The organism is Acidibrevibacterium fodinaquatile (assembly GCF_003352165.1).
Taxonomy (GTDB): Bacteria; Pseudomonadota; Alphaproteobacteria; order Acetobacterales; family Acetobacteraceae; genus Acidibrevibacterium; species Acidibrevibacterium fodinaquatile.
In genome coordinates this window covers 1,887,521-1,899,891 of record NZ_CP029176.1, presented here as the reverse complement: position 1 = coordinate 1,899,891, position 12,371 = coordinate 1,887,521, and the positions used below count along the sequence as shown (strand labels likewise).

Genomic DNA, 12,371 nt, shown 5'->3' with positions numbered 1-12,371 from the left:
CGCCGCCTTGTGCCCCGCGTTGGGTCAGACCTGGCGCTCGACCAGCAATTGCTTGATCTTGCCGATCGCCTTGGCCGGGTTGAGGCCCTTGGGGCAGGTCTGGGTGCAGTTCATGATGGTGTGGCAGCGATAGAGCTTGAACGGGTCTTCCAAGGCGTCGAGCCGTTTGCCCGTGGCCTCGTCACGGCTGTCGGCGATCCAGCGATAGGCGGCGAGCAGCACCGCCGGGCCGAGATAGCGATCGCCGTTCCACCAATAGCTCGGGCAGCTCGTCGTGCAGCAGAAGCACAGAATGCACTCCCACATGCCATCGAGGGCGGCGCGTTCGTCCGGGCTCTGGCGCCGCTCGGCATCGGGCGGCGGCGGCGTGTCGGCCTGCATCCAGGGCTCGATGCTGCGCAACTGGGCATAGGCCCCTGTCAGATCAGGTACCAGATCCTTCACCACCGGCATATGCGGCAGCGGATTGATGCGGACCGCGTCTTTCACCTCATCGATCGGCTTCAGACAGGCAAGGGTATTGGTGCCGTCGATATTCATCGCGCAGGAGCCGCAAATGCCCTCGCGGCAGGAGCGGCGGAAGGTGAGCGAGCTGTCGACCTCGTTCTTGATTTTGATCAGCGCGTCCAACACCATCGGCCCGCACTGGTCGAGATCGATCGTGTAGCTGTCCATGCGCGGCTTTTGGCCGTCATCGGGGCTCCAGCGATAGATGCGGAACTCTTTCGCGCGCTTGGCGCCGCTGGGCGCCGGGTGGGTCTTTCCCCGGCCGACCTTGGAATTGGCGGGAAGTGCGAATTCGACCATGTTGTCTGCCTCTCGGTGCTCAATAGACCCGCTTTTTGGGAGGAAACACCGACACTTCGTTGGAAAGCGTCTGCATCTTCACCGGGCGATAGGCGAGCGTGACTTCGCCCTTGGCATCGCACCAGGAGAGCGAGTGCTTCATCCACTCGGCATCGTCGCGCTCGGGGTAATCGTCATGGGCGTGAGCGCCGCGGCTTTCATGGCGGGCCTCGGCGCTGGTGATGGTGGTAAGCGCGTTGCCCATGAGATTGCTCAGTTCCAACGCCTCCATGAGATCGCTGTTCCAAATCAGGCTGCGGTCGCTGAGGGTCATATCCGCCATGCCGTCCCAAAGAGTTTTCATTTTCGCAACCCCCTCGGCGAGGCTCTTGGCGGTGCGGAACACGGCGGCGTGGCTTTGCATGGTGCGCTGCATCGCCTCGCGCAGTTCGGCGACGCGGGTCGCGCCCTTGGCATGGCGGACGCCATCGAAGCGATCGAGCGCCGCCTCGCCGGCGCGTGCCGGAAGGGGCGCGATCTTGGCGCCGGGCTTGACGATTTCGGCGGCGCGGAGGGCGGCGGCGCGGCCGAAGACGATGATATCGAGCAGAGAATTGCAGCCAAGCCGATTGGCGCCATGGACGGAAACACACGCCGCCTCGCCGATCGCCATCAGCCCCGGCACCACCGCGTCCGGGTTATCCTGGGTCGGGCGCAGCACTTCCGCGTGAATATTGGTCGGGATGCCGCCCATGTTGTAATGCACCGTTGGCAACACCGGGATCGGCGCCTTGGTGACATCAACGCCGGCAAACACCCGCGCGGTCTCGGAAATGCCGGGCAGGCGCTGATGCAGGATCTCGGCGCCGAGATGCTCGAGATGCAGCAGGATATGGTCCTTATTCGGCCCGCAGCCGCGCCCTTCGTTGATTTCGATGGTCATCGAGCGGGACACGACATCGCGCGAGGCGAGATCCTTCGCGGTCGGCGCATAGCGCTCCATGAAGCGCTCGCCCTCGGCATTGGTGAGATAGCCGCCCTCACCGCGCGCACCTTCGGTGATCAGGCAGCCGGCGGGGAAGATGCCGGTTGGGTGGAATTGCACGAATTCCATGTCCTGGGTCGGCAACCCGGCGCGTAGCACCATGCCAGCGCCATCGCCGGTGCAGGTATGGGCGGAGGTGCAGGAGAAAAAGGCTCGGCCATAACCGCCGGTCGCGAGCACGACGAGCGGGGCGCGGAAGCGATGCATCGTGCCGTCATCGAGACACCAGGCGAGGACGCCGCGGCACGCGCCCTCCTCATCCATGATCAGATCGATCGCGAAATACTCGATGAAAAACTCGACGCCGTGCTTGAGGCTTTGCTGATAGAGCGTGTGCAGGATGGCGTGGCCGGTGCGGTCGGCGGCGGCACAAGCCCGTTGCGCCGGGGTTTTGCCATACTCCATCATGTGCCCGCCGAACGGGCGCTGATAAATTTTACCGTCTTCGGTGCGGCTGAACGGGACGCCGAAATGCTCGAGTTCATAGACCGCCGGCACCGCCTCGCGGCACATATATTCGATCGCGTCCTGATCGCCGAGCCAATCCGAGCCCTTGACGGTGTCATACATGTGCCAACGCCAGTCATCCGCGCTCATATTACTGAGCGAAGCGGCGACGCCGCCTTGCGCCGCAACGGTGTGGCTGCGGGTCGGGAAAACCTTGGTGATGCAGGCGGTCTTGAGCCCCGCCGCCCCCATGCCGAGCGTTGCCCGCAGTCCGGCGCCGCCGGCGCCGACGACGATGACCTCATAAGCGTGGTCGATAACGTCATAGGCACCGATCGAAGGCTTCGAAATCGCGTTCATTTTTTCGTCCTCGAGCCCGCGTATCAGCGGACTCCCTCTTCATCGGTCAGTTGACATGCGGCCGTGGCGGTCAGAGCGCCATCCGCAAAATGGCGATCAGGGCAGTCAGGAACAAAAGCGCCACCACCGCCCGCATCAGGAGGAGCACGGCGAGCCGCGCCGCCTCGGTATGGATGTAGTCCTCGATCACCACTTGCAAGCCGAGATGGAGATGATGAAAGAGGGCGATGATCAGCGCGAGCAGCAGAACCGCGTTGATCGGCCGCCCCATCCAATGCGCAACGGCCTCGCGCGGCGCGCCGAGATGCGCAAGAACCGCGAACACGAACCAGATCGCGAGCGGCACCAGCGCGATCGCGGTCAAGCGCTGCGCCCACCAATGCGCGGTCCCGGATTTCGCCGACCCAAGCCCCCGCACCCGCCCGAGCGGCGAGCGCATCGTGATCATGTGCGTCTTACTCACCTTCATTCCCCTACCAGACCATCAGGCCGACGACCCAGATGAGCAGGGTCAGGACGATGGTCGCGATCACCACCAACTTCCCGCTCGCATGCATCTGCGGCAATTCGAACCCGTGCCCGGCATCCCAGGCGAGATGACGAATGCCGTTGAGGAAGTGATAGACCAACGCCGCGGTCCAGAGAAACAGCAGCAAAAGCCCGAGGGGCGAGCCGATGAACCCGGCAGCGCGGGCATAGTCGGCATCGCTCCCGGCGGCAGCCGCGAGCCACCAAACCAAAAGCAGCGTGCCGACCCCGAGCCCGACCCCGGTGAAGCGATGGAAAATCGAAAGCGCGGAGCTGATTTGCGGGCGATAGATCTGCAAATGCGGCGAAAGCGGGCGCTCGACCCATTTGCCGTCGCTGTTGCGCGCCATTCTCAACGCGCTCGGCGCGTCCTTCATGCCTTCATATCCCCCGAACTGACCAGCCTGCTCTGATCGGCTGACAGGTTTCGTCAATAATCCCGGCGCCCCGCCCGGTCAACGCGGCGGGGCGGGTGGCGGGTCAGACCCGCTCGATCAGCGCCGCGATCCCCTGGCCGACGCCAATGCACATGGTGACGATGGCGCGCCGCGCACCACGGGTCTCCAGTGCATTGACCGCGGTCATCGCGAGCCGCGCCCCGGAAGCGCCGAGCGGATGGCCGAGCGCGATCGCGCCGCCATGCGGATTGACGTGCTCGGCATCGTCGGCCAAGCCAAGCTGACGCGTGACCGCCAAAGCCTGCGCGGCAAACGCCTCGTTGAGCTCGATCAGATCGATGTCGCCGATCTTGAGGCCGAGGCGGGCGAGCAGCTTCTCCGTCGCCGGCGCCGGGCCGATGCCCATGATGCGCGGTGCAACGCCCGCCGTCGCCATCGCGACCACCCGCGCCCGCGGCGTCAAACCATGGCGGGCGGCGGCTTTTTCTGACGCGAGCAGCAAGGCGGCCGCGCCGTCATTGACGCCGGAGGCGTTGCCCGCGGTCACGGTTCCAGGGTTGCGGAACGGCGTCTTGAGCTTGGCAAGCCCCTCCAGCGTGGTTTCGGGCCGGGGATGCTCATCATCCGCGACCACCACTTCGCCCTTGCGGGTCTTGATCGTGATCGGGGTGATTTCGCGCTTGAAGAACCCGCTCGCGATCGCCGCCGCCGTGCGCTGCTGGCTCCGCCACGCGAAAGCATCCTGATCGGCGCGCGCGACCTGGAATTCTTCGGCGACATTTTCCGCCGTCTCCGGCATCGAATCGATGCCGTACTGCGCCCGCATTGCCGGGTTGACGAAGCGCCAGCCGATCGTGGTGTCGTGCAGTTCGGCTTGGCGTGGAAACGCCTCGCTCGCCTTGGCCATCACGAATGGCGCCCGCGTCATGCTTTCCACCCCGCCGGCGATGATGAGATCGGCCTCGCCCGTCCGAATGGCGCGCGCCGCCGTGCCGACCGCGTCCAACCCGGAGCCGCAGAGCCGGTTGATCGTCGCCCCGGCGATGCTTGCCGGAAGCCCAGCGAGCAGCAGCGCCATGCGGGCGACATTGCGGTTATCCTCGCCGGCCTGGTTCGCGCAGCCCATTAGGCATTCATCGACCGCCTCCCAGTCCACGCTCGCATGGCGCTCACGCAGGACGCGAAGCGGCTGTGCGGCGAGATCATCGGTGCGGACCTCGCGCAAAACACCGCCATAGCGGCCGATCGGGGTGCGGGTGAAATCGCAGATATAAGCCTCGGTCATGGCGGTTTCCTTCTCCGATCAAATCGTCCAACCGCCGTCGATCACCATCGCCTGGCCAGTGACGAAGCGGGATTCGTCGCTGGCGAGATAGACGGCGAGCGCCGCGATCTCCTCTGGTGTGCCCAAGCGCCCCATCGCCTGGCGGGCGACGAACGCCGCCCGCGCCGCCTCCACCGACCCCGCCTGCGCGGCATTGGCGGCGATACGGTCATCGAGGCTCGGCGTCTGGATGGTGCCGGGGCAGATACAGTTGCAACGCACGCCGCGGGTGACGGTATCGGCGGCGACCGATTTGGTGATCCCGACTACCGCCGCCTTGCTCGCGCCATAAACGAAGCGATTCGGCGCGCCTTTGAGGCTGCCGACGGCCGACGCCATGTTGATGATCGAGCCAGCCCCCCGCGCGAGCATCCCGGGCAGGAAAGCGCGGATCAGGCGGAACATCGAGCGCACATTGAGGTCGAAGGCGAATTGCCATTCCTCCTCGGTCGCGTCGAGAATACTGCCTTGATGGACGAAGCCGGCGCAGTTGAAGAGGATATCGATCGCGCCGGTTTCAGCCGCGAGCGCGGTGATCGCCGCCGGGTCCATGACGTCGAGGCGCTTCGTGCTGAGATTGCCCGCCTTGAGGTCGGCGAGCTTCGCCTCATTGACGTCGGTCGCGATCACCCGCGCTCCCTCGTCGGCGAAAGCGAGCGCGCTCGCCCGCCCGATCCCTTGCGCCGCCGCGGTCACGAGCGCGGTCTTGCCGGCAAGCCTTCCCGCCATATCTCTGCCTCCTTAGTGGTTATTGCGCGATTCGCCGCGCGTCGTGATGATATCCGATGTCGTTACAATTCGTGCGAACTCTTGGTGCAGGTTGGCAAGCGTCATCGCATGAACGTCGGCGGCCGGATGACGGTCGCCGTCCGGGCCGATACGGTCGAATGTCCAGGTCGCGTCTCGCACCAGCCATGGATCGAATCCCAGATTGCCTGCCATCCGGGTTGTCGTCTCGACACAGTGATTGGTTGTTGCCCCGCAGATCACAAGCGTCCCGATGCCCGCCGCACGAAGCCGGGCTTCGAGATCGGTGCCGATGAATGCGCTATTGACCCGTTTGACGATCACTGGCTCCCCAGGCAGTTCGCGCGCCTCCGCTTTAACCGCAAAGCCTCGACTACCCGGACAAAAAAACGAATTTGGCGCTGTTCCCTCGTGCCGAATATGGAAAATCGGCTTTTTCCACGCCCGGAACGCTGTCAGCAGTCGACCGATTTCCATCAAAGCGCCAGGATTGTTTCGACCAAGACCACTCGCTTCGATCTCATCAAATCCATGCTGCACATCGATGACCAGAAGTGCCATCTCACTTTTCGCGAGGATATTCGGTTCATTCATAGTTGGTTGTCTACCCGATGAGATTACCTCGGCTTGATCGCCCGCCGCTCTCAGTGGTTATTGCGCGATTCGCCGCGCGTCGTGATGATATCGAGATAAAGTGTCGCGGGCTCCAGGCACGCCCCGGTGCCGAGCTGGCCGACCATGCTTCGATAAATCTCCTCCCACGGCGTCTTGTTGTCGAGCTTGGGCGGGCTCCAGGCGGCGCGGCGGGCGGCGAGTTCGCCGTCATCGAGCAGAACATCGACGCGACGCTTGGTGAGATCGACACGGATGCGATCGCCGCTGCGTAACAGCGCGAGCCCGCCGCCGACCGCCGCCTCCGGCGTCACGTTGAGGATCGAGGGGCTGCCGGACGTGCCCGATTGCCGCCCGTCGCCCATCGTCGGCAGCGCATCGATGCCGCGCTTCAGAAGGGCTGCCGGCGGCTGCATGTTCACCACCTCGGCGCTGCCCGGATACCCAACCGGGCCGCAATTGCGAATAATCAGGATCGAATGCTCGTCCACGCCGAGCGCCGGATCCTCGATCCGGGCGTGATAATCCTCCGGCCCCTCGAAGATGATCGCCTTGCCCTCGAACACGTCCGGGTGGGCGGGGTCGGAGAGGAAGCGGCGGCGGAAGGCAGCGTCGATCACGCTGGTCTTCATCACCGCGCTCTCGAAGAGATTGCCGGACATCACGACATATCCGGCGCGCTCGCGAAGCGGCTTGTCATAGGCCCGGATCACCTCGCGATCGGGCTCGGGCACGGAGGCAAGATTCTCGGCGAGCGTCCGCCCCGTCACCGTCATCACCGAGCCGTCGAGCTTGCCGGCGGCGAGCAGCTCCCTCATCACCGCCGGCACGCCGCCGGCGCGGTGAAATGCCTCGCCGAGGAAGCGCCCGGCGGGCTGACAATCGACGAGCAGCGGAATCTCCGGCCCCAGACGCTGCCAGTCATCGAGCGTGTGCTCGACGCCCATGTGGCGCGCGATCGCGATCATGTGGATCGGGCAATTGGATGAGGCGCCGAGTGCCGCCGCCGCGACCACCGCGTTCTCGAACGCCGCTTTGGTCATAATATCGGAGGGGCGGAGATTCTCATGCACCATGGCAACGATCCGCCGCCCGGTCTCATAGGCCATCTGCCCGCGCTCACGATAGGGGCCCGGGATCGCGGCACAGCCGGGGAGCGACATGCCAAGCGCCTCGGCGAGACTGTTCATCGAGGTCGCCGTGCCCATGGTATTGCAATGCCCGACCGAGGGCGCGGACGACGCCACCATGTCCATGAACTGATTGTAATCGATCTTGCCCTCGGCGTAGAGCTTTCGCCCCTCCCAGACGATGGTGCCCGAGCCGGAAAGCCGCCCCTGCCACCAGCCATCGAGCATCGGCCCGCCAGAGAGCACGATCGCCGGGATGTTCACCGTCGCCGCCCCCATCAAGCAGGCCGGCGTCGTCTTGTCGCAGCCGGTGGTGAGGACGACGCCATCGAGCGGATAGCCGTGCAGCACCTCAACGAGGCCGAGATAGGCGAGATTGCGATCGAGCGCCGCGGTCGGGCGCTTGCCGGTCTCTTGGATCGGGTGCAGCGGAAATTCGAGCGGCACGCCGCCGGCCTCGCGAATGCCATCTTTGACGCGGGACGCAAGATCAAGGTGATGGCGGTTGCAGGGCGAGAGGTCGGAGCCGGTCTGAGCGATGCCGATGATCGGCTTGCCCGATTGCAGTTCTTCGCGCGTTAAGCCGAAATTGAGATAGCGCTCGACATAGAGCGCCGTCATCCCCGGATCATGCGGGTCATCGAACCACCGCCGGCTGCGCAAGCGCCGCGATCCATTGTCTGTCATGGCCATTTCTCTCCCGGATTCCGCGAAGGCCGGCACTCTGCCACCCCGCGCGGCGGATGAACAGAGGCGCGGCCCCGGGACAGGGGAACCGGGTGCTCCCCCTCCGATGAGGCTCCCGAGGAACGCATCATCCGACCCTTGCCGCCATCCGCTTTTGCCGCAAGGGAGGTCTTTCCGGGGGCCAGCCGGAGGATTTCTTTGCCCTACTTCAGCGGCTCGAGAATCGAGACATAATTCGCGACCGCAGCCCCGCCCATGTTGAACACCGCGCCAAGATCGGCGCGGGGAAGCTGCATCGCGCCGGCCGCGCCGGTGAGTTGCATCGCTGCCAGCGCGTGCATGGAAACGCCGGTCGCACCGATCGGGTGGCCCTTGGCTTTGAGGCCGCCGGAGCGGTTCACCGGCAATTTTCCATCCGCCGCGGTTACGCCCTCGAGCGCGATACGGGCACCCTGACCCGGGGCGGCAAGACCCATCGCTTCGTATTCGATCAATTCGGCGATGGTGAAGCAATCATGGGTTTCAACGAAAGAGAGATCCCAGACATCGATCCCGGCTTGCGCCAACGCCTGCTGCCAGGCGAGCGCCGCCCCCTCGAACAAAACGATATCGCGGCGCGACAGCGGCAGGAAATCATTGACCTGGGCGGTCGCGCGAAACCGCACCGCTTTGGCCATGGCGCGGGCGGTCTCCTCGTCGGTCAGCACCAGAGCGGCGGCGCCATCGGACACGAGGGAACAATCGGTGCGCTTGAGCGGCGGCGCGACATAAGGATTTTTCTCGCTCACCGCGCGGCAGAACGCGAATCCGAGATCCTTACGCATCTGCGCGAACGGATTATCGACGCCGTTTTTGTGGTTTTTCGCGGCGATCGCCGCCAACGCATCCGACTGATCGCCGAAACGTTGAAAATAGCGCTCAGCGATGCGGCCGAAAACACCGGCAAATCCCGCCGGAATCTCCGCTTCCTCGCGGCGATAGCTCGCTTTGAGCAGGATATCGCCGACCTCTGGGCCGGGGGTTGCGGTCATTTTCTCGGCGCCGACGACGAGCGCGAAACGGCCGCGGCCGGAGGCGAGAAAATCCCGCGCGCCATGCACCGCGGCGGAGCCGGTGGCGCAGGCATTTTCATAGCGCGTCGCCGGCTTGAAACGAAGCTCGGGCACCGCCTGGAAAACCAGCGAGGAAGGAAAATCCTGCGCAGAAAAGCCGTTATTGAAGAGCCCGACGAACACCGCGTCGATCTCCGCAGGCGCGATCCCGGCATCGGCGATCGCCGCACCCGCGACGCGGGCAAACAGGCCCTCGACGTCGCTTTCCTCCAATTTGCCAAAGGGTGAATGCACCCACCCGACGATGCAAGCTTCCGTCATCACCGCAATCCTTCCCCAGCGTTGCTTTGCCTCCGATACTAGCGCAAGAACGCGGGGAAGGAAACCTGCGCCGGGCGGCTCGCGCGTCCCCCGGCGCTTGCCTCAGGGCGGATCGGGCGGGCCGGCATCAAAGCTGCGGAGCACTTTGCCACTCACGGCGTCGATCTCGACCAGACTAACCTCATAGCCCCACAGAAACGCGAGGTGATCGAGGACACGCTCGGCATCCTCGCCCTCCAGCATGACCCCGTGATGCACCCGATTTTGCAAAAGCAACCGCCGATCACCGTCGAGATCGACATCGACAATCTCGATCTCCGGCTCATGCTTGATGACATCGAAGGAATCGGCAAGCGCCGCCCGCACCGCACGATAGCCGCGCTCGTCATGGATCGCCTCGACGACGAGATCGGAACGGCCATCGTCATGGACGGAAAAGAGCTTCATCTTACGGATCAAGGACGGGCTCAAAAACTGACGGATGAAGCTTTCATCACGGTACGCGACCCAAGCCTCGCGGAGCGTTGCGTAGGGATCCCCATTGCCGGCAATATCGGGGAACCAGAGCCGGTCCTCCTCGGTCGGTGCGGTGGTGATGCGGGCGATGTCCTGCATCATCGCGAAGCCGAGGGCATACGGGTTGAGACCGGAAAAGCGCGGATCATCGAAATCGGGTTGAAAGACGACGCTCGTATGAGAGTGGAGAAATTCCAGCATGCCGCCGTCATCGAGCACCCCTTGTTCGTGGAGGCGGTTCATGATGTGGTAATGGACGAAGGTGGCGCAGCCCTCGTTCATCATCTTGGTCTGCTTCTGCGGATAGAAATACTGCGCGATGTGGCGGACGATGCGGAGGATCTCACGCTGCCAGGGTTTCAGGCGCGGCGCCTTTTTTTCCAAGAAATAGAGAATGTTTTCCTCAGGGAGGCCGAGTAAGCGCTGCCGTTCGGCCAGCTCGGGATGGAGAATGCGCGGCGACCGACCTTCCGGAAGTGTGCGCCAGAGATCGTTGAAAGTGCGCTCTTCCTCCTCCCGCCGTTCGGCTTCGCGCCGCGCCTCGTCGGCGAGGTCGAAACCACGCCGGCGGGGATAACGGCTCACGCCCTGCATCATCAGCGCATGCGCGGCGTCGAGCACACGCTCCACCGCTACCTCGCCGTATTTCTCCTCGCAACGGGCGATGTAGCTTTTGGCAAACTCCATGTAATCGAGAATACCGCCAGCGTCGGTCCATTGCCGGAACAGCGAATTGTTCTTGAAGAAATGATTGTGCCCGAAGGCGGCATGCGCCATCACCAGGGCCTGCATCGCCATGGAGTTTTCCTCCATGACATAGACGATGCAGGGATTGGAATTGATGACGATTTCATAGGCGAGGCTACTATAGCCGTGACGATAGAGCGCCTCATCGCGCGCAAACCGCTTGCCGAACGACCAATGCCGATACATCAACGGCAAGCCGATCGACGAATAGGCATCGAGCATCTGCTCCGAGGTGATGACCTCGATCTGGCTCGGATAGGTATCGAGACCAAGCTCTCCCCGCGCGATCTCCGCGATTAAGTCGTGCGTGCGACGCAGGTCGGAGAAAGTCCAGTCCGATCCCGATGAAATACGAAATCGATCGGCCAACTGGTGGGTCACCCTACCCCCTCCCTGCGTGTCGCTTTATCGCGCGAGAAAAGCTGTCGGAAAACCGGGTAGATCTGGCTGCGATGATTGACTTTGCGCATCGCGATCGGCTGGCCGGATTGCCCGAGACGCTGATAAGCGCGCCAGAGTTCGGTTGCGCCGCCATAGCGCTCGTCCTCCGGGCCGACCTCGAGATAGGCGAAATACTGACATGCCGGCAAGATCACCTTTTCGAGCAGGGCGACGGCATGCGGATTATCCGCCGGCATGTTGTCACCATCCGACGCTTGCGCCGCGTAGATGTTCCACTGCTCGCGCGGATAGCGCGCGCGCAACACCCGCGCCATTTCCTCGAGCGCGGTCGAAACCACGGTGCCGCCGGATTCGGTCGAGGAAAAAAACGTCTCCTCATCGACTTCGCGGGCAACATGGGTGTGACGGATAAACACAATCTCGACCCGCTTGTAGCGCCGGCTGAGAAAGAGATAGAGCAATTTGTAGAAGCGCTTGGCAAGATCCTTCATATGCGCCGTCATCGAACCCGAGACATCCATGAGGCAGAACATGACAGCGCTCACCGCAGGGCGCGGCACGTCCTCGAAACGGTTGTAGCGCACATCTACGGGATCGATGAATGGCACGCGGCGCGCGCGGCGGCGCTCGGCCTCGAGTTCGGCCGCGAGCTGCGCCAGGGTTTCGGGATCCGTGTCGCCCGCGACGCGCAAACGCGCAAGCTCTTCCTCGCGCGCAGCGATTTCCTCGGGACGCGGGCGGCGGAGCGCGATCCGACGCGAGAGGCTGTTGCGCATGGTGCGGACGAGATTGAGATTGGCGGCGGCGCCGCTGATCTGAAAGCCGGCGCGCCGCGGCGTCGCGCCTTCGGTGTCACGCAACTCCTTGCGCAAAAGATCGGGAAGTTCCAAGTCTTCAAGAAAAAGGTCAATGAATTCGTCACGGCTGAGAACGAAGTGGAACGCGTCCTCGCTGTCGCCGTCGGGAGAGCCTCCACGGCCGCCGCCTTCGCTCTGCGGCGGCCGTGGGATACGATCACCCTCGACATACTCCTTATTGCCCGGCGCGACATGCCAGCGCTCGCCGCCCTGCCCGGATTGATAAAGACGCGGCTCGCGCAGCGTGTCCGCCTTGATGCGGATGCGATGATTGCTCGGCCCGGTGATGCCCTCGCGCGCCGACGCTTCGCGAACGGCATCGAGAATCTGCTTTCTGGCACGACGAAGAAACCGCTGCCGGTTGGCGAGACTCTTGCCCTTGGGATTGAGCCGTCTGTCGATGATGTTCACG

11 protein-coding genes are annotated in these 12,371 nt (G+C 63.9%); all 11 read right to left on the bottom strand.

Annotation, left to right across the window (positions count from 1 at the left end; genetic code table 11):
• Nucleotides 1–24: 24 nt before the first annotated feature.
• Nucleotides 25–807 (bottom strand): succinate dehydrogenase iron-sulfur subunit, encoded by a 783-nt coding sequence (locus DEF76_RS09075; protein ID WP_114912065.1) that lies wholly within the window; start codon nucleotides 805–807, stop codon nucleotides 25–27.
• Nucleotides 808–826: 19 nt separating this feature from the next.
• Nucleotides 827–2,638 (bottom strand): succinate dehydrogenase flavoprotein subunit, encoded by a 1,812-nt coding sequence (gene sdhA / locus DEF76_RS09070; RefSeq protein WP_114912064.1) that lies wholly within the window; start codon nucleotides 2,636–2,638, stop codon nucleotides 827–829.
• A 70-nt stretch (nucleotides 2,639–2,708) separates the two neighbouring features.
• Nucleotides 2,709–3,086, bottom strand: a complete 378-nt coding sequence (gene sdhD, locus DEF76_RS09065) for a succinate dehydrogenase, hydrophobic membrane anchor protein (RefSeq protein WP_114912063.1) — start codon at nucleotides 3,084–3,086, stop codon at nucleotides 2,709–2,711.
• 25 nt (nucleotides 3,087–3,111) lie between these two features.
• Nucleotides 3,112–3,543, bottom strand: a complete 432-nt coding sequence (sdhC, locus tag DEF76_RS09060) for a succinate dehydrogenase, cytochrome b556 subunit (RefSeq protein WP_114912062.1) — start codon at nucleotides 3,541–3,543, stop codon at nucleotides 3,112–3,114.
• Between the two features lie 103 nt (nucleotides 3,544–3,646).
• Nucleotides 3,647–4,849 carry a 3-oxoadipyl-CoA thiolase gene (gene pcaF / locus DEF76_RS09055; protein ID WP_114912061.1) on the bottom strand — a complete coding sequence of 401 codons (1,203 nt, stop codon included), beginning with the start codon at nucleotides 4,847–4,849 and terminating at the stop codon, nucleotides 3,647–3,649.
• Between the two features lie 18 nt (nucleotides 4,850–4,867).
• Entirely contained in the window at nucleotides 4,868–5,617 is a 750-nt protein-coding gene (locus tag DEF76_RS09050; protein ID WP_114912060.1) for an SDR family oxidoreductase, read from the bottom strand.
• Between the two features lie 12 nt (nucleotides 5,618–5,629).
• Nucleotides 5,630–6,196, bottom strand: coding sequence for a cysteine hydrolase family protein (locus DEF76_RS09045; RefSeq protein WP_240319186.1), 567 nt, complete (start codon nucleotides 6,194–6,196; stop codon nucleotides 5,630–5,632).
• A gap of 83 nt (nucleotides 6,197–6,279) precedes the next feature.
• Nucleotides 6,280–8,064 carry an IlvD/Edd family dehydratase gene (locus DEF76_RS09040; RefSeq protein ID WP_114913773.1) on the bottom strand — a complete coding sequence of 595 codons (1,785 nt, stop codon included), beginning with the start codon at nucleotides 8,062–8,064 and terminating at the stop codon, nucleotides 6,280–6,282.
• Between the two features lie 203 nt (nucleotides 8,065–8,267).
• Complete coding sequence (locus tag DEF76_RS09035) at nucleotides 8,268–9,437, bottom strand: acetyl-CoA acetyltransferase (RefSeq protein ID WP_114912058.1); 1,170 nt, start codon at nucleotides 9,435–9,437, stop codon at nucleotides 8,268–8,270.
• 102 nt (nucleotides 9,438–9,539) lie between these two features.
• On the bottom strand, nucleotides 9,540–11,081 hold the full coding sequence (locus DEF76_RS09030; RefSeq protein ID WP_240319184.1) for a SpoVR family protein: 1,542 nt from the start codon (nucleotides 11,079–11,081) through the stop codon (nucleotides 9,540–9,542).
• Nucleotides 11,078–12,370 carry a YeaH/YhbH family protein gene (locus DEF76_RS09025; RefSeq protein WP_114912057.1) on the bottom strand — a complete coding sequence of 431 codons (1,293 nt, stop codon included), beginning with the start codon at nucleotides 12,368–12,370 and terminating at the stop codon, nucleotides 11,078–11,080. The genes DEF76_RS09030 and DEF76_RS09025 overlap by 4 nt, the downstream gene beginning before the upstream one ends.
• Between the last annotated feature and the right edge of the window lies 1 nt (nucleotide 12,371).

What these genes read in the sequence shown, in the direction of transcription:
- DEF76_RS09075 (WP_114912065.1), bottom strand. Translation starts at nt 807, where the DNA reads ATGGTCGAATTCGCACTTCCCGCCAATTCCAAGGTCGGCCGGGGAAAG.
- sdhA (WP_114912064.1), bottom strand. Translation starts at nt 2,638, where the DNA reads ATGAACGCGATTTCGAAGCCTTCGATCGGTGCCTATGACGTTATCGAC.
- sdhD (WP_114912063.1), bottom strand. Translation starts at nt 3,086, where the DNA reads ATGATCACGATGCGCTCGCCGCTCGGGCGGGTGCGGGGGCTTGGGTCG.
- sdhC (WP_114912062.1), bottom strand. Translation starts at nt 3,543, where the DNA reads ATGAAGGACGCGCCGAGCGCGTTGAGAATGGCGCGCAACAGCGACGGC.
- pcaF (WP_114912061.1), bottom strand. Translation starts at nt 4,849, where the DNA reads ATGACCGAGGCTTATATCTGCGATTTCACCCGCACCCCGATCGGCCGC.
- DEF76_RS09050 (WP_114912060.1), bottom strand. Translation starts at nt 5,617, where the DNA reads ATGGCGGGAAGGCTTGCCGGCAAGACCGCGCTCGTGACCGCGGCGGCG.
- DEF76_RS09045 (WP_240319186.1), bottom strand. Translation starts at nt 6,196, where the DNA reads ATGGCACTTCTGGTCATCGATGTGCAGCATGGATTTGATGAGATCGAA.
- DEF76_RS09040 (WP_114913773.1), bottom strand. Translation starts at nt 8,064, where the DNA reads ATGACAGACAATGGATCGCGGCGCTTGCGCAGCCGGCGGTGGTTCGAT.
- DEF76_RS09035 (WP_114912058.1), bottom strand. Translation starts at nt 9,437, where the DNA reads ATGACGGAAGCTTGCATCGTCGGGTGGGTGCATTCACCCTTTGGCAAA.